Here is a 20,217-nt window from a genome sequence, read left to right as displayed (position 1 = left end):
AATCTAAAATTCGGTCACACAAGCCAACTACCCGATTTCACGCAATTCGAGTTACCTGCTGATTTACACGCGGACGGCCAAAGCGCTCCCAAGCACTTCCACCTCGCAGAAACAACTCTAGGAAGCGCAATGGTTCTCCGGAATCGCCTGTTGACCAACCGGAACTACCAGGAGCAAAGGCCAAAGTTCCTTCAGACACCTTGAAGCTGCCATCAGAATACACTGCATCACTGACCACATCTCCAATCCGAATCACAATCTTCGTTTGAGGCTCTAAATTCAGTGTATGCGCCCCAATGGTTGTTTTGATGTTGCCGTAGCCATCAATCCAGGCAATTCGATCTGGTGGAACATCTGGGATTTGCTCACTCTTAAAGCTATCTCCCAGAAGGCTAAAATCTTCACCCATCACCGCAGCCGCAGCTGGAGGAAAGACATCCCGTGAGCGAAACTGCGAGCCACCACGAGAAACGTTGACCACTCGCAACTCCTTTGTATAGTCTTTGATAAAAGAGAGGGTGTAGCCTGCATTCACACCTACTACTTTTACACCATTCGATAAAAGTGCATAAGTTAGTCCTTCACCTTCATTGTCCCGCCGAGCTTCGGGATCATCTTGACGAGGCGCACAGTTATGATAAATTAGGCGATCGCTAGGGCCTGGGTTGAGTCCCAGTTGGGCAATCCAGAATCCGGTTGCCAAGGTACTAAATGCTGGAACTGAAAGCAAATGAATTTGGGCATCGGGAAAAGCCATCAGCAGACGTTGTGTGACTTCTGTAAATGCCGGATCTCCTGTACCGTAGTCTGCAATGACGCAGATAAACATTCTGTTTCTCCTTTTTGAGTGTAGTAATTTACAATCAACCTAATTCATAATCATTAATTCATAATTCATAATTCATAATTAAAAAGGGTTTGTCCGCGGTGCTTCTTTTAGCAGTCCTGTTTTAGTTGGGGTTTAAATCCTTGATGTAACATAATTATGAATCATCAATTATGAACTATAAATTATTCAGTCATCATCTGTTTACAGTGTGAAATGAACATACAACTGCTCATTTTACCCTTATTAGTAACGTTAAAGTCTTAGTCAACCCAATGAAAACAATAACCTCACTTTTTAGCGAAGAACGCAACCAACTCCAGACAGATATTGATAACACAACCAACATTGAGCAGATAATTAAGCTGGTTCAGAACCGACTCGATCATCTCGAAAGAATTTACATTGAAAAGCTTAATCTGGCTCAAGTTCGTCTGGCTTCCTTTTTTCTGGATACGCTGCGGCAATCCATCGCCACTCTCGCGGCGGCTAATTATTCTCAACTTGCTCCAATAGAGCAAAGCCAAATTACTAACCCAGGTACAAAGTTTTTTCCCAACAGATTAATCCTGAAACTGCTACAGGGACTCGTTTATATAGGCATCTTAGGTTCGTTGTTATCCTTAACTAAAAATACCCCAGGTGCATGGATGGCTATCTTACTAACTTCTCTACTTTTAGGATTAGAAGTTGTACTTCAACTCGACTTAAACAACCAGCAAAATTCTATGTCTCAAGAGCTATTGGAATTACCTCAACCTATTCTCCGGGTTGATAGCAAAGTATTTCTAGATCACCTCGGCGATGCTCTCAACACGATCGACCTAGCAGTGGCTAGAGTAGAAGAATCGAATAAACATGAAGGTGATTTAGCAATAGAAGAACTCCCAGAGCTATTGAACTTTTTGCAAAGGCTAATGGGCGCATCAAAACTTGATAAACCCCAAATGGCTCATGAACTGGCGAAACTTCTGCCACAGATTTTAATGTCTCAGGGAATTAACGCTCAAATTTACCGACAAAATGACCCTCATAGCGATCGCGAGTATTTTGACTTTGAGCCAAGTATCGACCCTGATACCAAAGATCACGTAACTCTAACTCCTGCTTTGTTGAAAGGCGATCGCCTCCTGAGGCGCGGCCGGGTAATTGAGCCAGTGTATTCTTCTTCTAGAGAATAATAGACAATAAGGGTATGGAAATTTTAGAAACAATCGGTTTTGATTTGGGACACGGTGAAACGGCTGTAGCTAAAGCTATAGTGGAAAGCATCGAACCCCCCCAGATGCTGGAGATTAATAACAAGAAGAACCAAGTTACAGCTCTTGGTTGGCATCCTAAACTCGGTTATCTTGTCGGAGAACAAGCATTAATTCAAGCTGGCGTTACCCAACTGACAATTTCTTTCAAGCAAAAACCCAACAACGATCCCAAATATCGGGAAACAATTAGCACTTTTGTCGCAACTTACTACCGCCTGTTAAAAGAAAGCAAACAAGTTGAAGGTGGGGAAGGTAGCTATTTTTACATTGGTTGCCCTTCCGGTTGGTCAATTAGCGATCGCACCGAATACCAAAAGCTACTTCAAGAAGCTGGCATTCCCCGACTAAATGTTGTACCGGAATCGCGGGCTGCTTTCATGCAAGCCAAGGAAGCCGGGAAGCTGGAGTATGACAAACTTGTTGCATCGGTGCTAATTGTTGATATTGGTTCTTCAACCACAGATTTTACTCTGGTTAAGAGCTTAGAAGAGATCCCGATAGATTTCGGGAGTAATACTTTAGGAGCATCTTTAATTGACAAAGCTATTTTTGCCCGGACTCTCGCCAACCACGAGCAAAAAGCATTACTCGAAAAAGTATTTCAGGAATATCCGCATCACCAAGCTCGTTGTGAACTTGCTTGCCGCAAAGCTAAAGAAGATTACTTTTCTAATGAACAACTATACAGCGATCCTGAATCCTTTGCGCGTGGTTTCGAGTCTATCAACGAACAGATTTATTTTATTCCGCAAGTAAATAAATTGATGATGGAGGAAATCTTAAACCAACCCTTACCTGAACTGAAGCTGCATAGTTGGATGCGATCGTTTCGCGACTCTTTAATTGAGGCAAAAGAAAAGCTGGACGAACTTGGAATCGTGCCGAAACTTGTGCTGATGACTGGCGGTGCATCTCGCATGAAGTTTACGCACTTTCTTTGTCAGGAAATGTTTCCCGAACCAGAAACGCTGCTTCGCCCTGATCCGGAACCGGAACGGTGTATTGCAATGGGTTTAGCACGAGTTGGACGATGGGATCTGCGTGCGACTGCTTTTAAAGAAGAAGTCAACAAACTATTTACCTCGAATCAGCTTAAAGGTTTGATTGAGAGGCATATCCCGGAGTTAATCGAATCACTAACTAAGCCTTTGACAGATGGCTTGATTGTCAACGCAGTTAAACCAGGTTTAAAAGATTGGCAAAAAAACAAAATACGGACTTTAGCAGATTTGGAAATATCTTTGATCAGTCGGGCAGAACAGTGGCTCAAAAGTGATCTCGCTGGGCAGATAATTAATAATCAATGCACTTCTTGGTTTAATAAGAAAATCCAACCTGATTTAGCTGCACAAACCGATCCAATATGTCGAAAGTTTCAGATACCTAGAAGCAGCTTGAGATTCGAGGATAGCATTGACCCAAATTTTGTTAACCCAGAGCTACGAATTGGAGATGCTATCATTGCTGAGACAGTGGCGTTTATTGTCAATGTAATAATTGGTGGAGGCGCTGTGGCTAGCATCATCACTCTAATACTAACTGGGCATTTAACCTGGCCTATTGCACTAGTATATGGGGCTTCGCTGATGGCAGCAGGAATGGAGCTAAATCGCAAGACTGTTCAAGAAGTAATCAAGACAAATGTGGATGTACCTGGTTGGACTCGTTCTAGTTTTTTGGGCGACAGAAAAATCGAGGATATATGTGAGCAAATAAAGCCTGAGTTAAAGAAAGTTATTCAAGAACAACTGACAGCGGATCAAGAGGCTTTTGACAAACTGATTGGCAAAGTTGAGGAAGGGCTTCAAAAAACCCTCTCCACCAAGGTTCAATCTTGTATAATTCTGATCCAATAACGGTGATGTATACCAGTAAATATAGTTTTTAGAAATTCTGATTGCATCTACTAAGGATTTAAAAATGATGGCGATAGTTAGAGTGCTGGCAAGGGTAAACTTAGAGACAAAAACCCCATTTTAATTTAGTTAGCCAGCCATAATAAGAACAATTATTTTATCTAAACTTTCTAATTTGAACAGATTCAGCCCAAGCGTTATTATCCCAGGTCACCGAGAAAATTGCTAAAATTCCAGATATTGACTCCATACCCCAGTTGGGGATGCTCAATGGTAAATTTTGATTGGATGCTCAACATAGTTAGGGGTGTACTATGTGGTTTTGGGAAAAAGAATCAATTGAGTACGAGGTATTTAATAAATACGAACCAGCGCTGGGAACTATTGGTGTTAATTTTGCTGATGCCGAAGTCCAAGATGCACTTGAAAGTTGTTCATATGATTTAGAGGATGCCTTGCGAAGTGCAATTGAATATGCACTATGGTTGCGTGAACACGAGAAAGAGGTTTTCCCCAATGCTTTATTAATTCGTGCGTTACACGATAATTGGAAGCCTAAAGCATGGCGTGATGAATATTTAGAATTGCCAATGTTCTCTTCGCCTGGGCAACAGTGGTGGAAGGCCGCAGCTTCTATATGGGGGTGCGATGTGCGTAATGAATTGGTTATTGATGTATTTTCTGATGAAGGTAGAGAATTTATCAAATTCAGCAATGGTAAAGAGATCCTAGTAAAAACTGCATGGCTCTGGGGATGGGAACGATTGCTTGAATATGCCAGCCCAATACCTGTTTCTCGATAATGACTATCCGCAGGTATTAACCTGGCGTGATCAGGTCGATGTCCGCTTAGAAGCGATCGCGTCTACCGAGAGAAAATTTTCGGCCCTCGTTTACAGCCAGAGGCTGAAAATGCTCTTCAATTGAGGCTCTGCCGCAAGTCTTAAGGCTTCACCTCAAAATAGGCGTTCCCAGTCGGAGACTTTTAACGAGGTAAACGAGGTAATGTTTCAAAGCATTCTCGCTTACTGGCTTTCACCTTAAGTTCACACCAATGCCGTCATATTACCCCATATAAGCTAACCTTATGATAAAACTTTAACCAAAATTTACTGTTTCCCTTATTTCTTAAATTGACAACTTGGCGGATTAAACTTTCGATCGCCCCGCTAACAATTGGGAAATTTTTGGCGGCAATAAGAGCATAATTTAAACGCCCTTTACGATATACACATAAAAGATAATTTCTCTGGATTACGATAGTTTTACAACGTTTTCCAAAATTTTCTGCTTACCAGCTACTGAAGTATTAAAATTGCTCAAAATTCAATGATTAAAACAATACTTTTTTTTCTCATCCTTGGGCTAATTATCATTGGTATTTTAGTCAATCCCATTCTAGTCAAAAGGCGAAGAAACCGTCTCAAACATCGTCCTTTTCCCCCACTTTGGAATGCCATTATTGAGAATAATCTTCCCATTTATCCCTGTCTTTCTGCTGATGAAATCAGACGACTTCAGGGACATATTCAAGTGTTCTTAGCAGAAAAGCAATTTATTGGCTGTAAAGGATTACGGGTGACGGAGGAAATGAAACTGACCCTTGCATCCATCGCCTGTTTACTCCTACTAAATGAACGTGGGCAGTACTTCCCTAGACTTCGTTCAATTCTGGTGTATCCCAATACTTATTTTGTTGAGGAAACGACTTCTATCGGAAATTATGTTGTTGAAGAAAGGCGTGTGGCAAGATTAGGGGAATCGTGGACAACTGATCAAGTAGTACTGTCTTGGGAACAGGTGAAACAAGACACTAATAATTGGAGGGATGGACGTAACGTTGTGCTTCATGAATTTGCCCATCAGTTGGATCAAGAAGATGGTAAAGCTGAAGGAGTTCCGATACTGCAACGCAACTCAGACTATCCTATTTGGGCGAAGGTGATGACAGAAGCATATCAGCAACTTTGTAATGATGTTCTACAAGGCGTAAAGACAGTAATGGATAGCTATGGCGCAACAAATCCCGCAGAATTTTTTGCCGTAGCGACTGAGACATTCTTTGAGAAACCGCACCAATTGTTGTCCAAGCATCCAGCACTTTATGAACAACTGCAACGTTACTATCAATTAGATCCTGTGCAATGGGCGTGAAGTACAGGGGCTTTAACAAGGGATTTTGCCCCAAGTCTTGTTTGAGATAGTAGCTGGATTTACGCCCCCTCTGTACTGGTGACTATTTGGCTTAACTGCGGTAAGCTATGACGGCATAAAATGGATCTCCTCCAGCTGCACCCAACCACTGTAATAAATTTGGTAATGTTGACTTATGAGCTATAACTTCTGCGGTTGTAAATCCTGGAACTAAGGCGAAGTACTCTTTGACTAATTCTACTCGTTGTGCTTCTGAAGCCTCCCGCCAAGCTTGAATTGCCTTTTCAAAAAACATCCGGTTAGAAAAGCTGATAATTGCGACACCACCGGGTTTCAGGATGCGGTAAATTTCGGAAAATACTGCTTCTGGATATTGCACATATTGCACAGATACGCAATTGAGGACAGCATCAAAATCTTCATCTGGTAAAGGTAGCTGCGGATTTTCGTTGAGATTTTGCAGAAAGTAATGATTTAAGCGGGGATTTCGTGCTAGTTCCTCACCATTGAGTCCGTGTCCTTCCACATGGTCAAACTGCATCTCTTCTGGTAGATGAGACACCCAACTGCTCATCATATCAAAAATGCGGGTGTTGGGTTTGAGGCGATCGCGATATAAATCCGTTAGCTGTTGAATAAATCCTTCATCGACATGGGTGACGAAGCGGGGATAGGCATAGAACAGCTTATCATCTGTTTCGTCTAATTTCAGGCGTTGATTTGGTCTTAACTGCATAAATCTCTGTTTGGGATTACTTTTTCCGAAAAATGCGGCAATTTCAGGTATTTTTTTTACAATCACTATGTAAGATATTTTAATAACAGCAGGACACATAAACTCGTCTAAATAGCAGCATTCAATTTTTATCAATTTAATGTTATATAAACTACACTTATTGCAGCATATTTGGCGACAAATCCGTCTAATCGGATTATTACCCTATTTTAGTTTGTTAGTTTGGATACTACCCTTATTATTACTTACTTCTGGGCACAATAGTTTGATGGCACATGATGAAGGACTTTACGCATCGCGTGCCCGTCTGATGTTTGATTCTGGTAATTGGATAGATCCTTGGGAAAGGGCACATCATAAAACCCCTGGCCCTTATTGGTTAATTGCCAGTTTCTACAAGCTGTTTGGGATCAGTGATACCAGTGCGCGTCTTCCTAGTATGATTGCTGGCATTTTTAGTTTATGCCTGGTGTATGAAATCGGCAAAATTCTGCTAGGTAAAAAATTAGCTTGGCTAGCTGCTGCAATTTTAAGTGTGGAATTTCTCTGGCTGCAATACTGCCGCTTAAGTACACCTGATGTACCGATGATTTTATTGGTACTTTTAACGATTTGGTGTTTAATAAAAACGGAATTACATCCTAAATATCGCTATTTTTGGAGTTTTATCGCTGGTTTAAGTTTAGGTTTAGGCTTCTTAGTCAGAAGCTTTATGATTTTTTTGCCTATTATAGCTTTATTTCCTTATTTAATTTGGGAACATCGCCGTCATCGTCATCTTACTAACCCAATTTTGTATTTAGGCTTTTTCGTAGGTTTAATCCCTACTTGTGTTTGGCTGTGGTTAAACTGGTTGCACTACGGAAATCAGAGTTTTGAGGAGTTGTTCAAGTTTGTTGTGCGGCAAGGTTCTGAGGATCATTATAATAATGGGCCACTGTTTTATATATGGAATATCCCTTTAATAGCATTTCCTTGGGCTTTTTTCGGGATTTTCGGTTTAGTTTCGACTCTCCGTCGTCCCATTCCTCGTTACCAGTTAATATTAGTTGGCTTTCCAATTGTCCTATTTTGTGAACTTAGTATTTTTAGCAGTCGTTTCCCTCACTATAGTCTCTGCCTTTATCCGTTCATAGCTTTATTTGCATCTGTAGGTTTAAACTGGTTAGGTGATGTTTACCAGACAGGGATTCCCTCACAATTCCCTCTTCAAAAACGTGGAATAAATATATTATCCCTTTTTACCATCAAGAATCTGCCTCGAAATCTCAGTTATGGCTTGGGTGGGTTAGGTGTTTTATTTGTTATAGCGAGTATTGGCGTTCTTAGTTGGGGTGGTTTTGATATTCGTAAGTATGCAACTATTGGCTTGGCTATGGGCTTGGGTTGGTTAATTTTGCCTGTAGTGTGGATTAGTCGTTACCACTTTGGCATAAAGTTTCTTACAGCCCGTTACTGGATTGCAGGTTGGTTAATTCCCTGTTGGCTGGCTTTGGCGGCGACAGGTAGCATCGGGCTGTTAAGTGACTATAACCCTGCTTTGAAAGTGTTTTTACAACAACCTGCGATCGCCTCAATTCTCCAATCTCATCCTACCTACTATGTGGAAATAGACGCTAAAACCAAAGTACTGCTTAATTTCTACCTTTCTATTCGCCCCCAACCAGTAGTCTCTATTTCTCAAGTACCAGCTTTGAGCTATGCTTGGATCTATACTGACCAATCCCCTAAATTATCTCGGCCTCACCGCATTCTTGGTACAGTAAAAGAGTCCCAGTTGATTCAAGTTCTTCCCTAAGACAGATACAAACAAGGTATTGCTAAAATAGGTTTATCCTGGTAAAATAATAGTACGTACACTAAATATTTTGCTAAATGGTTTCTACATCTAATCACTCCCCACCTTTACAGTCGTGGCAGCAAAATCTGGCACCATACAATTTGGGCTACAGAATTAAATTAGTCTCACAACTGCTCAGTCGCAAGTTTACTGAGAAACTAGAACCGTTTGGATTGACGCCATTTCACTGGCTGGTGTTGTGCTGTCTTTGGCAAGAAGATGGTTTACCAACTTCTAGTATTGGGGACAAACTCAAACAAGTGGGAGGGACTTTAACAGGCGTACTAGATCGGATGGAAGAACGTGGCTTGGTGCGTCGAGAACGCGACACCCACGATCGCCGCATCTGGCGGATCTGGTTAACGGATGCAGGTAAGCAACTAGAAGCTGTCTTACCGCCTATTGCGGCAACAGTGCGTGATGAAGCAATGGACGGTATTTCCTTCGCTGACCGAGAACTGTTTTCCCAAATATTGAACCGGGCGCTCGCTAACCTCTCCTAAAGATTATCCCACAATCACCCGACCGGGGGAGGTAGGGTGAAGATTTATTTTGAGATAATAGTACGCGTACTAAGGAAAAAAGATTTTTTTCAGGAAATATTACGCATTCTAAATAAACGACTATTAATCAAATTATTGAACGAGCAAGCGAGGTAACGATAATGGGCGCTAATACTTTGAACGGACGCAACGGACACAAGACCCCAGTTTTAGAAAAACAAGTGATTCCTGATTTAGAGACTTTAGAAACTTTGACAGCAGACACATCCGCAACAGTAAAAGCACCGATTGTAACTCCTGAGATCGAGAAAGAAGTTCCAGCGAAACCGAAACGGAAAAAACCGACTGGTTTAATTTTGGCAGGATTAGGCGTGGGTGCGATCGTCGCAGGTACTTTTGGTTTTCACTACTGGCAATACGCCTCCACCCACCAGGAAACAGACAACGCCACAGTTGCCGGAAACATTCACCAAGTTAGTACCCGCATTCCTGGGACTGTAAGTCAGGTGCTTGTGAATGATAACCAGTTGGTGCAACCGGGACAATTGTTAGTCAAGTTAGATCCACGGGACTATGAAAGTAAGGTACAACAAGCAGCAGCAGCGCTAGAAAATGCGCGTGGACAGGCGCAAGCCGCCCAAGCAAATATTGCTTTAACTTCACAAACTACCACTGGTAAGACAAGTCAAGCGCAGGGGGATGTCAGTGGTGCGGTAGCAGCAATTTCTACAGCCCAAGCAGCAGTACAAGAAGCCCAAGCTGGAATACCAGCGGCGCAAGCTGAAGTCAGACTAGCCCAAGCAGGGATTCCTGCCGCCCAAGCGCAGGTAGCGCAAGCAAATGCGAATTTGGAAAAAGCTCAAGCAGATTACAATCGTTACAACCAGTTGTATAAAACAGGTGCGATCGCTCGTCAGCAATTAGACACAGCCAAGGCAACTTATGATGTGGCTAAAGCACAAAAAAACGCCGCTATTCAGGGAGTAGAACAAGCCCAAGCTAAGTTAGCCTCCGCGAAAGTTGGTGTCGCCAAAGCCCAATCTCAACTAGCACAGGCGCAAGAAAATGTCACCAACGCCCAAGCTAAATTGGCAGCATCTAAGGGAGGCTTGCAACAAGCGACTGCTGGCGGACAAGATACAACAGTAAAACGTGGTCAATACGAAGCGGCAAAAGCGGCGATCGCCCAATCAGAAGCATCGCTCAAAGACGCACAATTGCAACTATCCTACGCCAATGTTACCGCTCCCAGTGCCGGACGAGTCGGGAGGAAAAACGTGGAAGTTGGCAACCGAGTCCAATCGGGAACACCATTAATGGCGATCGTGGATAACGAGTATTGGGTAATTGCGAACTTCAAAGAAACCCAATTAGAAAAGATGCGGCCAGGAGAACCAGTAGAAATCAAGCTGGATTCTTTCCCTCATCACACCTTTATTGGTCGTGTTGATAGTGTTTCGCCAGCTTCCGGCGCTCAGTTTGCCTTATTGCCACCAGATAACGCGACAGGTAACTTTACTAAGGTTGTCCAACGCATCCCAGTAAAAGTAGTTTTTGACCAAAAGAGTATTCAAGGATACGAATCGCGGATTACTCCGGGGATGTCTGCGGAAGTTGCTGTGGAAGTCAAGTAATACCATATCCACTAAATTACCCATAATAAAAGAACCCCACCCCCAACCCCTAAGAGCCTGCGGAGAACTCGGGGCCCCCTCTGAGGATTAGGGGCAGGGAGACAAAGCACAGCTTTGGCTCTTTGAGGTTCTCCGGGTTTAATTAAGTAATTAAACGAGAAACGCTATAATACCAAATTCCCTGCAAACAGATGGAAAACCTTTTCTTGCTATGACATTTTCCTACATCTATGGACAGGCGTATATAAATGAGGTGAAATGATATTTGTAAGAGCAGATTGGTATAAAACAAACTTTACATGAAAAAACCGCTACTACCTGCATTGAGGTCAAAAAACTATCAGCTATTTTTTGCCGGACAAGGTATTTCTCTAATCGGGACGTGGATGACGCAAGTTGCCACAATTTGGCTAGTTTATCACTTAACAAACTCCCCATTAATGCTAGGAATTGTAGGATTTTCTAGTCAAATTCCTAACTTTTTTTTAGCTCCCTTTGGCGGAGTATTTGTAGATCGGTTTTCTCGGTATCGTACCTTAATTAGTACGCAAGTCTTAGCGATGATTCAATCGTTAACATTAGCAGTGCTGGCGCTAACTGGTGTGATTCAGGTATGGCACATTATCGCTTTGAGTTTGTTTCAAGGATTTATTAACGCCTTAGATGCACCAGCCCGCCAAGCATTTGTACCAGAATTGGTTGAACGAAGAGAAGATTTAGCCAATGCGATCGCCATTAACTCTACAATGCTCAACGGTGCGCGATTAATTGGCCCTGCGATCGGAGGTTTATTAATTGCTAACGTTGGAACTGGCTATTGTTTTTTAATTGATGGTTTGAGTTACATTGCTGTAATCGCTGCTTTATTAGCAATGAAAGTTAAACCTTGGAAAAATTCGGTAACTGACGGTAATCCCTTGCAAAAAGTCAAAGAGGGATTTGTATATGCCTTTAGCTTCCCACCGATTCGATCTACCTTATTGCTATCAGCTTTAGTTAGTCTTATGGGGCTGCAAAATACTATTCTCGTACCAGTTATTGCAGAACAAGTTCTCAAAGGTGGTGCAGAAACCTTGGGGTTTTTGATGGCGGCATCTGGAGTTGGAGCCTTAACTGGTGGAATTTATTTAGCTACGCGCCAAACAATCTTGGGAATTGGGAAATTGATTGCCTTAGCTCCAGCAATTTTAGGAATTGGTCTAATTGCCTTTTCATTGTCACGGTTTTTACCACTTTCTTTATTTACAATGTTATTTGTTGGCTTGGGAACAATTCTCCAGATTGCTGCTAGCAATACATTTTTACAAACAATTGTTGAAGATGACAGACGCGGGCGATTGATGAGCTTATACACAATGTCATTTTTGGGGATGATTCCCGTAGGTAATTTATTAGGAGGTATATTAGCAAGTCATATTGGTGCTACCAATACTTTAATTATTGATGGTATAGCTTGTATCTTAGGGTCGATAGTTTTTAGTAGGGAATTACCTGGTTTAAGGCAAATAATGCGTCCAATTTATGAGCAGAAGGGTATTGTAATAAGTGACAAAGCTTAGGATAAAAAACTGCCAATAGATGGTATAAGATTTAATAATAATTTTGTTACTTAACCTTGGAACTGGAACAACACTATGGCTAATACAGGTGTAATTCGTCAGCAAGGGCAAAATCCTGCTGTACCACCAGAACGTGTACCGCTAAAAACCTGGATTGGTGTAATAGCCAGTATGCTTGGTGCATTTATGGCGGTATTGGATATTCAAATAACTAATGCTTCGCTGCAAGATATTCAAGCAAGTTTAGGAGCAACTTTAGAAGAAGGTTCTTGGATTTCTACGGCGTATCTCGTAGCAGAAATTGTGGTAATTCCTCTAACAGGATGGTTATCACGGGTGTTTTCTCTGCGGCGTTATCTGTTAGTTAATACTGTACTATTTATCTTCTTTTCTATTTGCTGTGCTTGGGCATGGGATCTCAATTCCATGATTTTATTTCGCGCCTTACAAGGTTTGAGCGGAGGAGTATTAATTCCCACTGCTATGACAGTTGTCTTAACGACTTTACCCCAATCCAAGCAATCAGTTGGGTTAGCTGCATTTGGGTTTAGTGCAGTTTTTGCACCATCAATTGGCCCGACAATAGGAGGTTGGTTAACAGAAAATTTTGGTTGGGAATACAACTTTTATATAAATCTAATTCCAGGGGTATTAATGCTAGCTGGCGTTTGGTACGGAATGAAGCAAGAAGAACCCCAAATTAATTTATTGAAACAAGGTGATTGGTGGGGAATTATTGCAATGGCTATTGGGTTAGGTTCCATACAAGTTGTTTTAGAAGAAGGTAGCCGCAAAGATTGGTTTGGTTCCGCGTTGATTGTGCGCTTAACTGTAATTGCAGTAATTTTTTTGGCGATATTTTTCTATATTGAATTAACTCGGAAGCAACCATTTATTAATTTACGGCTTGTACTTAGGCGAAACTTTGGTTTAGCGAGTATTGTCAATGTGTCGCTGGGAGTAGGATTGTATGGTTCAATTTATATTTTACCGTTGTATCTTGCCCAGATTCAACAATACAATGCGCTGCAAATTGGTGAAGTATTAATTTGGGCTGGTATTCCCCAACTATTTATTATTCCCCTCATCCCCCGATTGATGAAACGTATCGATGTGCGGTTAATGGTGGCTGTTGGTGTGACTTTGTTTTCCATCAGTGCATTTATGAACTCTGGAATGACTAATGAAACCGGATTAGATCAGTTACGATGGTCGCAATTTGTCCGGGCAATGGGACAACCCCTAATTATAGTGCCGCTTAGTTCTATTGCCACTGCTGGATTGAGTCCGCAAGAAGCAGGATCAGCAAGTGGTTTATTTAATATGATGCGGAATTTGGGCGGCTCTATCGGAATTGCTTCTTTAGCTACTCTATTAACAAACAGAGAGCAATTTCACTCGAATAGATTGGGTGATACAGTATCTTTATATAACACAGAAACTCAACAGCGAATTGACCAAATGACACAGTATTTTGTCAGTCGTGGAGCAGATTTGAGTACAGCCCAAAATGAAGCGATCGCATCTATATCCAACATTGTCCGCCGGGAAGCCTTTGTAATGGCTTTTAACGATTGTTTCTACTTTATTGGTATTGCATTGTTACTTAGTGGACTTGCCGTTTTATTCCTCAAAAAGGTGAAGGCAACTGGTGGCGCTGGCGCTCATTAAATTTGTTGTATCGGTTAAAATGTTTGATAAAACTACTAAGGTACTAAAATGGTCATTAGCCAAAGTGAGTATTATATCTCCCCAGAAGAATATCTAGAAGGCGAGAAAGTAAGTGAAATCAAACACGAGTATATTGATGGGCAAGTCTACGCAATGGCAGGGGCAAGTGATGCTCATGTCACCGTAGTAGGAAACTTGTTTTCCCTGCTGCGAAACCATCTCCGGGGTAGTGGTTGCCGTGTCTATATGTTAGATATGAAAGCACAAATTGATGTTATAAATCGCTATTTTTATCCCGATGTAATGGTGAATTGTGATATACGAGATAGAGAATTTGAATATTTTAAGTCCCATCCTTGCTTAATTGTCGAAGTGCTTTCTGAATCAACAGAAGGCTATGACAGAGGAAAGAAATTTGCTAGTTATCGACACTTAGAATCACTAGAAGAATATGTGCTAATTTCACCAGACCAAATGAGTGTGGAATGCTTCCGTCGCAATCAGGAAGGACATTGGGTACTTTACCCTTATGAAAAAGAACAAGAAGTACATTTAGCTAGCGTCGATTTTCATTGTGCGATCGCAGCTATATATGAAGATGTATTATTAGTAGACGAGAATCTATCCTAATCCAATATTCTGGGGTCAATTCCTAAAACGTTGAGTCGCATCTTTACAATTTTCTCCCACTTTTGTCGCTCAACTTCCGCCCGTTCCTCACCCGTTAAAAGAAGATTAATTACCCTCTCCAATAGCAGATGCTGCACGGACTAAAATCACAATTTGGTTGTTATTGCGGCAGATAGTTGCTGGGATATTACCATGCACTACTTGTTGCAACATTCTCTCACGAGAAGCTCCCAAAATAATCACATCACTCTGGTTACGTCTAGCACAATCCAAGACGGCTTCTGACACAGAATTTGCATAGAGTGGATCAATTGTTACTAAACCTTTGAGCCGTTGTTTGAGAAAATCAGCAGCTTTTTTGAGAGTTGTTGTATCCGCTTCAGTTTTATTTGGTTCAAACACTTGACATAAGTTGACCACTGGAGTTTTACTCAGTGAAGTCAGTGCTGGGAGCAATTGAATTGCCTGTTGGGCATTGGGGCCACCCGCTATCGGTACTAACCAGCGTTCTAAGTGAGTTTGCTTATTCAGCTTAACTAACACCACATCACAGGCTGCTTGCCGGATAACCGTATCTACTACCCGACTGAAGACCCTTCCCGGTGTGGCTGTGCTGCCTTTCCAACCCATCAGCATGAAATTAATATGGCGGTCTTTGATAGTTTGCAAAATTGCTTCTGACAAGTCGTGGGCAACTCGAATTTGGGTATGTACTGGGATATGCCATTTCTGTCCCAAACGCATTGCTTGTTGCAGTGGGCCCATAGCTGCCTTGATATTCACTTGGGTTTCTGCAAGAATCTTGTGCTGGGGGACAACAATAATATGCAGACATTCTATTTCATAATGGCGATCGCGGGCAATTGCGATCGCCATCTCCAACAGCATACCTGCTGTTTTCGGGTTACTCAATGGCACCAGTAACCTTCCCTGTCCAGTTTCCGGCGCACTGGTATGGTAAATCACGCGGGATGGTTCGGCTTTAGAACCTAAAAAGTCTTCAGAACCATTGAAATAGGCAGCTTGCACTCGAATAATATCACTACGGGTAATGATACCCACCAAGCGGTTTCCTTGCACAACTGGTAAACAGTTAATCTTGTAACGGTTGAGCAAGTGCAGCACATGGGCAAGGGTATCAACAGGACAGCTAGTTACTGGTTCTGGAGTCATCACTTGGTCTACAGTAAGATGCTCACTTAAGCCTGTTCGGGAGAGATTTGTAATATCTTGTTGAGTTAAGATTCCGACCAATTTACCCTTTTCCAATACTGGAAAGTGGCGGTGGGAGGATTGAGAAAATGCCTGTAATGCCTCATCCCAACTCATCCGGCTCCCCAGAGTTTCCACACTCGGTTGCATGACATTGGCTGCGGTTAGTTGCGTCCAAGGCGCGTGGGGATTGGTTTCTTTTGGCAAATGAATGCCTTTAAATTCTAATAGATGATCGTATAGTGATCCCGTTTCTAGGGCTTCCGCCACCAAATAAGCAGTTACCGAAACAATCATCAACGGTAACACCAAATTAAAGTCAGTTGTCATCTCAAACACGATGATCACTGCCGTAATTGGGACTCGCGCCACCCCACAGAAAAATGCCCCCATCCCAACTCGTGCATAAGTTGTCGCCAAACTCACAGCCAGGAAGTGGTGTTCTAAGGTTCCTACCAAATAACCCAAAGCTGCTCCCAGCCCTAATGTGGGAACCAGCAATCCAGCAGGCGCACCAGAAGCGTAGGTAAACAGGATAAGTAGAAACTGAAGAAAGAAAACTAGTGCTACTAATTGCCAGTTTGCTTCACCCGTCAGCAACAGTTCCCGTAATCCAGCGTTGTCCCGAAATAATGAGGGAAGGCAAGCAAATACCAATCCCGTCACTAATCCAGCCAGTCCCATCCGCCAAGGTAAGCTGATTTTGAGAAAGCGACGACTTAAACCCAAACTGGCGAGAACTCCCCGATTGAACAGCACGCCCCCGAATCCTGCCAAAATTCCCAACAGCAAGTAAAAGGGAATTTCCGACACATAAAAGCTGGTCTTGGTAGCCGCTAGATTTAGATTTAAATCTAAACTATGGGTGTCACAAATACGGGCAACAACAGAACCAATAAATGAAGCCAGGATTGCTGTTCCCAAGGTGATGTCAGAGACATCTTGCAAAAGTTCTTCGACAACAAATAATACCCCAGCAATCGGGGCATTAAAGGCAGCCGCAAGTCCCGCTCCGGCTCCGGCTGCAATCAGTTGGCGACGGTGTTCAGGGGAGGTGGGAAACCAGCGACTAAACTGACTGGCTAAGGCTGCACCAATTTGCACTGTAGGCCCTTCCCGCCCCAAGGGCATCCCAGATGCTAGCACCAGCGTTGCACCGACCAATTTCACCACAGCAATTCGCAAGTTGAGCGGCATGGGCACCTTTGCCAGCACCGCTTTTACTTCTGACATGCCGCTACCAGCAGCTTCAGGGGCGATGCGCTCCACTAACCAGCCTGCGAGAAATCCGCCCACTAACCCAATTATCGGCAGTGCCAACAAAGCAGGAAACTGATGGGATATTTGTAGTCGCCACCCACCTAACAATCCCACACCTTGCCCTAACAAGACAGCAGCCAATCCAGAGACTAAACCAATCAGACAAGCTTGCACCATTGCAAGGCGTTTAGTGGGCAAAAGCTTATAGGAGAGCCGCTTCCAAAAAATCTGCCCCATGCGTGTCATGTTGATTCTAAACTTGACAACCAATTGGCTACTCATTCAATTCAACCACTATATATAAATAATCACACGAATAAGTTACTAGGGCGCGATCGCTTCAATTCCAGAGATTTTGCTGGTGCTGGTGTTGACACCGTAGTTGGAGTATCACAGGATTGCTAGGGCAATTGGTGATGGTTAAACCAATAATAAATACAATTCTTTTCACCCAACGTTATCAGCTGAGTTTTCAGTCAAGCTGGATTGAGATAAATTTGAGTTGACATCAACAGTGTGATGTCTCATAGAAGACCTCCAACTTTATTGTTAGCAACATGGAAGAGGATTTTTAATAGTTTAAATCAAAACCCCCCGAACCAAATTATGTATTTGGTTCGGGGAAATTTTGCTGTGTGGTGTTCCGAGAAGTTATTCAGAATATCAGCTTAAAAAATAGTTGTGGAAATATCAGGTAGAAATCGGGTAAAAATCGGGCAGACAATCACAAGCCAAAACTAAAGCTGCTTCAGACGATAACCTAGTCCGTGAACTGTGTCAATAAAATCATCAGAAGCGCTAACTTCTCAGAGTTTATGACGTAAACTTTTGATATGAGATTTAACAGTTTCTTCGCTGGGTGGGTCTTGCAATGACCAAATTCGCTCAATAATTCTACCTCGACTCAGTACCCGGCGATCGCTAGAAACCAGCAGTTCCAACAGGGCATATTCTTTTGGAGCCAGATATAAAAGTTTGTCTGCATATGTAACTTCATAGGTGCTAGAATTTAAACGCAGACTTACCCAACAAAGGTCAGCTGAAGTTGTTACTACGCTGCAACATTGCTCGAATCTGAGCCATTAGTTCCGGCATTTCAGAGGGTTTTGTCATATAGTCATCAGCCCCAGCATCCAAGCCAATAATTTTATCTGCGAGGGTGTTGCAAGCTTAGTTTACTAATAAAAGGTTAACTAAACTTTGAGTAATAGGAAATTTTGTTTGTTGCTCAAAGTGTAAAAACATCGGACTGGGATTTGCTTCTAAAAAGACATACTCACCCGTTGGTTTTAAACGCCAGTCTATCGCCGTCCACTCTAACATTAAGGCTCTGCTAATTGCTAAACATTGTTGTTGAACTAAGTCAGGCAGTTCCACCGGAATTAACTGTGCTTTTTCATCTTCTCGAAAGTCTAGAGAATTACTGCGAATTTCCGCAGCATAAATATCTTCTCCTATTACATAGCTGCGGATATTAGTGCCAGGAATATACTCTTGGAATGTTACCGGAGAAAGTCGTAATACCAAATTTAACCGATGGGGTTCTAAATGAAAGTCACTCACGAACTGAGTATGTGTCCCACCGTAGACTGGCTTAAAAATTGTCTTTGGTTGGATTTTACAGAATTCAATTACTTGGTGTGGGTTATTGCTGATTAATGTTGCTGGAATTTCAACGCCTAGAAGCTTAACTTGACTCAGTTGCAAGGGTTTTTCTTTGTGAAACTGGTAAGCTTGCCAAGAATTGACCCATCTGACTGGTTTAGCTTGAAGCAGTGTCCGCAGTACACTCATTGCATCACTAAAAGCAATTGTCTGCTGACCTTCTGGTAAATTAGGAATGTAAGGAGCAGAGAAATTCCGCCAAAAAACACTCTTGATATCTTGCAAATTTAACTGATGCCCCCCTGGTAGAACCAAGCAGCCAGCTTGAATATCAGGTTGCCAAGAAATTTGTACCTGAGTTGGGAACAAACGAGTATCCAAGTAATTTACTGCTGTACCGGCTTTTGTCAGCGCATCTCTCATGTGTAAAGCATGAGCATCAAAAGAATTACCTAATACGAGAATATTCATCCTTATATGAAATATTAATAGTTAAATACATAAGCTAGTAGATTACTATTCTTGTTCAAGTAACAACCAGCTACCTTTTCATGAAATAAATTGGCTAAGTAGGTGGACATAATTAAACGTAAAATTATAATCTTTGAAACTCTCTCAGGAAGAAACTTTGTCCATCCTGCCTTCAATTAGAACTGCCAACTGAGCCTCCTACCTAGCACCAGAAATTAAGCACAGGATATTATCTTTCAAATGGAAACATAATCATTAAGAAAGAAAGCCTAGTAGTGGCACAAACCACCACCTTCTTCTGCTGCCTCACCCGGATGGGGGACAGTAACGTACTCAGTTGTAGCTCTATGGACGCCACCACCTTCTTCTGCTGCCTCACCCTTATTGGCAGTAATGTAATTAGTTGTAGCCACATGGCCGCCACCTTCTTCTCCTGCCTCACCCTCATTGGCAGTAATGTGCTCAGTTGTAGCTTGAAATCCTCCTGTAATCTTTTGAGCTAACTCATCTGCCAATGGCTCTAGAAAGTCTAGCTCAATTGCTTCTAGCTCAGATACTTCTAGTTCAAAGGGATGTTTCATATAATTCACCAAAATTTTCCCAGATAAATGTATTATATGGTACTATATCATAGCCAGAAGTACAAACATTTTCCTCCCCTGGGAATCTTCTCTAACATATTTGAGAGTTATAGCTAATCAAGCTTTTCAATTTACATTCAATTACCTCAGAGGATGTTTGAAAAGTATTAGGCGACTATAAGTCACTACTACACAAGCTCTCGTCCACCTGCGTGGACTAAGAGAAAATCAAGGGTTTGAAACCCACGCAGGTAGTTTTGCCTGTATAGCCAAGCCATTACGGGAACAGGGGGTTTCCCCATGAGCAACTGGCGTGCGACTTCTAGTAGTCTGTCAGCTTTGAATTGAGGGGTGACTATGGTAATAATTTCAGTAATCCCCTTCTACCCAGTTGTATCATGGTGAAAAAGAAATACA

Annotated in this window: 17 protein-coding genes and 1 pseudogene; 11 read left to right on the top strand and 7 right to left on the bottom strand. The window is 42.2% G+C overall.

The features are described from left to right. Positions 1-37: 37 nt before the first annotated feature. Entirely contained in the window at positions 38-829 is a 792-nt protein-coding gene (locus tag V7K48_RS27295; protein WP_335077216.1) for an SAM hydrolase/SAM-dependent halogenase family protein, read from the bottom strand. 272 nt (positions 830-1,101) lie between these two features. Between V7K48_RS27295 and V7K48_RS27290 the strand changes: the two genes are divergently transcribed. The 3 genes from V7K48_RS27290 (at position 1,102) to V7K48_RS27280 (ending at position 4,747) form a co-directional block, all read left to right on the top strand. Then, positions 1,102-2,007 (top strand): hypothetical protein, encoded by a 906-nt coding sequence (locus V7K48_RS27290; protein WP_335077214.1) that lies wholly within the window; start codon positions 1,102-1,104, stop codon positions 2,005-2,007. A 14-nt stretch (positions 2,008-2,021) separates the two neighbouring features. Further along, positions 2,022-3,944 carry a hypothetical protein gene (locus V7K48_RS27285; protein ID WP_335077212.1) on the top strand — a complete coding sequence of 641 codons (1,923 nt, stop codon included), beginning with the start codon at positions 2,022-2,024 and terminating at the stop codon, positions 3,942-3,944. A gap of 314 nt (positions 3,945-4,258) precedes the next feature. Continuing rightward, the gene (locus V7K48_RS27280; RefSeq protein WP_335077210.1) at positions 4,259-4,747 is read left to right on the top strand and encodes a hypothetical protein; all 489 of its coding nucleotides are present in this window, start codon (positions 4,259-4,261) and stop codon (positions 4,745-4,747) included. A 269-nt stretch (positions 4,748-5,016) separates the two neighbouring features. Here the strand turns inward: V7K48_RS27280 and V7K48_RS27275 are convergent. After that, positions 5,017-5,223, bottom strand: a pseudogene (locus V7K48_RS27275) (ISLre2-like element ISCst1 family transposase); the annotation flags it as partial. A 50-nt stretch (positions 5,224-5,273) separates the two neighbouring features. Between V7K48_RS27275 and V7K48_RS27270 the strand changes: the two are divergent. After that, a complete protein-coding gene (locus V7K48_RS27270) occupies positions 5,274-6,098 on the top strand; it encodes a zinc-dependent peptidase (RefSeq protein ID WP_335077207.1) in 825 nt (274 codons plus the stop codon). 91 nt (positions 6,099-6,189) lie between these two features. Here V7K48_RS27270 and V7K48_RS27265 read toward each other — a convergent pair whose 3' ends face one another. Next, a complete protein-coding gene (locus V7K48_RS27265) occupies positions 6,190-6,834 on the bottom strand; it encodes a class I SAM-dependent methyltransferase (protein WP_335077205.1) in 645 nt (214 codons plus the stop codon). Positions 6,835-6,973: 139 nt separating this feature from the next. On the opposite strand from V7K48_RS27265, the gene V7K48_RS27260 reads away from it, so the two are divergent. The 6 genes from V7K48_RS27260 (at position 6,974) to V7K48_RS27235 (ending at position 14,671) form a co-directional block, all read left to right on the top strand. After that, a complete protein-coding gene (locus V7K48_RS27260; protein WP_335077203.1) occupies positions 6,974-8,632 on the top strand; it encodes a glycosyltransferase family 39 protein in 1,659 nt (552 codons plus the stop codon). A gap of 77 nt (positions 8,633-8,709) precedes the next feature. Beyond that, positions 8,710-9,177, top strand: coding sequence for a MarR family winged helix-turn-helix transcriptional regulator (locus V7K48_RS27255; protein WP_334967797.1), 468 nt, complete (start codon positions 8,710-8,712; stop codon positions 9,175-9,177). A gap of 161 nt (positions 9,178-9,338) precedes the next feature. Then, positions 9,339-10,811 (top strand): HlyD family secretion protein, encoded by a 1,473-nt coding sequence (locus V7K48_RS27250; RefSeq protein WP_335077200.1) that lies wholly within the window; start codon positions 9,339-9,341, stop codon positions 10,809-10,811. A gap of 299 nt (positions 10,812-11,110) precedes the next feature. Next, the gene (locus V7K48_RS27245; protein ID WP_335077198.1) at positions 11,111-12,370 is read left to right on the top strand and encodes an MFS transporter; all 1,260 of its coding nucleotides are present in this window, start codon (positions 11,111-11,113) and stop codon (positions 12,368-12,370) included. A gap of 75 nt (positions 12,371-12,445) precedes the next feature. Beyond that, positions 12,446-14,041: a DHA2 family efflux MFS transporter permease subunit gene (locus V7K48_RS27240; protein ID WP_335077195.1), complete on the top strand. Its 1,596-nt coding sequence runs from the start codon at positions 12,446-12,448 to the stop codon at positions 14,039-14,041. 48 nt (positions 14,042-14,089) lie between these two features. Then, a complete protein-coding gene (locus tag V7K48_RS27235) occupies positions 14,090-14,671 on the top strand; it encodes a Uma2 family endonuclease (RefSeq protein ID WP_335077193.1) in 582 nt (193 codons plus the stop codon). A gap of 105 nt (positions 14,672-14,776) precedes the next feature. Here V7K48_RS27235 and V7K48_RS27230 read toward each other — a convergent pair whose 3' ends face one another. Next, entirely contained in the window at positions 14,777-17,389 is a 2,613-nt protein-coding gene (locus V7K48_RS27230) for a chloride channel protein (protein WP_442949481.1), read from the bottom strand. A gap of 24 nt (positions 17,390-17,413) precedes the next feature. Between V7K48_RS27230 and V7K48_RS27225 the strand changes: the two genes are divergently transcribed. Next, entirely contained in the window at positions 17,414-17,548 is a 135-nt protein-coding gene (locus V7K48_RS27225) for a hypothetical protein (protein WP_335077189.1), read from the top strand. 401 nt (positions 17,549-17,949) lie between these two features. On the opposite strand, the gene V7K48_RS27220 is transcribed toward V7K48_RS27225, so the two are convergent. From V7K48_RS27220 to V7K48_RS27210, 3 genes are all read right to left on the bottom strand, one after another. Next, complete coding sequence (locus V7K48_RS27220; RefSeq protein ID WP_335077187.1) at positions 17,950-18,084, bottom strand: winged helix-turn-helix domain-containing protein; 135 nt, start codon at positions 18,082-18,084, stop codon at positions 17,950-17,952. A 229-nt stretch (positions 18,085-18,313) separates the two neighbouring features. Continuing rightward, positions 18,314-19,219: an ATP-grasp domain-containing protein gene (locus tag V7K48_RS27215; RefSeq protein ID WP_335077185.1), complete on the bottom strand. Its 906-nt coding sequence runs from the start codon at positions 19,217-19,219 to the stop codon at positions 18,314-18,316. A 269-nt stretch (positions 19,220-19,488) separates the two neighbouring features. Further along, positions 19,489-19,800, bottom strand: coding sequence for a hypothetical protein (locus V7K48_RS27210; RefSeq protein ID WP_335077183.1), 312 nt, complete (start codon positions 19,798-19,800; stop codon positions 19,489-19,491). Positions 19,801-20,217 lie beyond the last annotated feature (417 nt).

Origin of the sequence: Nostoc sp. (genome assembly GCF_036919615.1) — a bacterium.
Taxonomy (GTDB): Bacteria; Cyanobacteriota; Cyanobacteriia; order Cyanobacteriales; family Nostocaceae; genus Nostoc.
This window is presented reverse-complemented; position numbering and strand designations above follow the sequence as displayed.

What these genes read in the sequence shown, in the direction of transcription:
- V7K48_RS27280 (WP_335077210.1), top strand. Translation starts at nt 4,259, where the DNA reads ATGTGGTTTTGGGAAAAAGAATCAATTGAGTACGAGGTATTTAATAAA.
- V7K48_RS27250 (WP_335077200.1), top strand. Translation starts at nt 9,339, where the DNA reads ATGGGCGCTAATACTTTGAACGGACGCAACGGACACAAGACCCCAGTT.
- V7K48_RS27290 (WP_335077214.1), top strand. Translation starts at nt 1,102, where the DNA reads ATGAAAACAATAACCTCACTTTTTAGCGAAGAACGCAACCAACTCCAG.
- V7K48_RS27295 (WP_335077216.1), bottom strand. Translation starts at nt 829, where the DNA reads ATGTTTATCTGCGTCATTGCAGACTACGGTACAGGAGATCCGGCATTT.
- V7K48_RS27230 (WP_442949481.1), bottom strand. Translation starts at nt 17,389, where the DNA reads ATGACACGCATGGGGCAGATTTTTTGGAAGCGGCTCTCCTATAAGCTT.
- V7K48_RS27255 (WP_334967797.1), top strand. Translation starts at nt 8,710, where the DNA reads ATGGTTTCTACATCTAATCACTCCCCACCTTTACAGTCGTGGCAGCAA.
- V7K48_RS27265 (WP_335077205.1), bottom strand. Translation starts at nt 6,834, where the DNA reads ATGCAGTTAAGACCAAATCAACGCCTGAAATTAGACGAAACAGATGAT.
- V7K48_RS27215 (WP_335077185.1), bottom strand. Translation starts at nt 19,219, where the DNA reads ATGAATATTCTCGTATTAGGTAATTCTTTTGATGCTCATGCTTTACAC.
- V7K48_RS27260 (WP_335077203.1), top strand. Translation starts at nt 6,974, where the DNA reads ATGTTATATAAACTACACTTATTGCAGCATATTTGGCGACAAATCCGT.
- V7K48_RS27210 (WP_335077183.1), bottom strand. Translation starts at nt 19,800, where the DNA reads ATGAAACATCCCTTTGAACTAGAAGTATCTGAGCTAGAAGCAATTGAG.
- V7K48_RS27270 (WP_335077207.1), top strand. Translation starts at nt 5,274, where the DNA reads ATGATTAAAACAATACTTTTTTTTCTCATCCTTGGGCTAATTATCATT.
- V7K48_RS27285 (WP_335077212.1), top strand. Translation starts at nt 2,022, where the DNA reads ATGGAAATTTTAGAAACAATCGGTTTTGATTTGGGACACGGTGAAACG.
- V7K48_RS27240 (WP_335077195.1), top strand. Translation starts at nt 12,446, where the DNA reads ATGGCTAATACAGGTGTAATTCGTCAGCAAGGGCAAAATCCTGCTGTA.
- V7K48_RS27245 (WP_335077198.1), top strand. Translation starts at nt 11,111, where the DNA reads ATGAAAAAACCGCTACTACCTGCATTGAGGTCAAAAAACTATCAGCTA.
- V7K48_RS27235 (WP_335077193.1), top strand. Translation starts at nt 14,090, where the DNA reads ATGGTCATTAGCCAAAGTGAGTATTATATCTCCCCAGAAGAATATCTA.